The sequence below is a fragment of the Pseudomonas sp. P135 genome (genome assembly GCF_020312125.1).
GTDB lineage: Bacteria > Pseudomonadota > Gammaproteobacteria > Pseudomonadales > Pseudomonadaceae > Aquipseudomonas > Aquipseudomonas fragariae.
Genome location: NZ_JAGPYR010000071.1, coordinates 1 through 273, shown reverse-complemented (window position 1 = coordinate 273; position 273 = coordinate 1). Strand labels below are relative to the sequence as shown.

Genomic DNA, 273 nt, shown 5'->3' with positions numbered 1-273 from the left:
GGTGTGATTCATGACTGGGGTGAAGTCGTAACAAGGTAGCCGTAGGGGAACCTGCGGCTGGATCACCTCCTTAATCGACGACTCAGCTGCGTCATAAGCACCCACACGAATTGCTTGATTCATTGAAGAAGACGATTAGAAGCAGCTTTAAGCTCCAAGCTGATAGCTCAATGCTAGCGGCTACAAGCTCGAAATTGGGTCTGTAGCTCAGTTGGTTAGAGCGCACCCCTGATAAGGGTGAGGTCGGCAGTTCGAATCTGCCCAGACCCACCA

Annotated in this window: 1 tRNA gene and 1 rRNA gene; both read left to right on the top strand. The window is 51.6% G+C overall.

From position 1 onward, the window contains the following. A 16S ribosomal RNA gene (locus KBY08_RS26985) occupies positions 1-73 on the top strand; the annotation flags it as partial. A 123-nt stretch (positions 74-196) separates the two neighbouring features. Next, positions 197-273, top strand: a tRNA-Ile gene (locus KBY08_RS26980).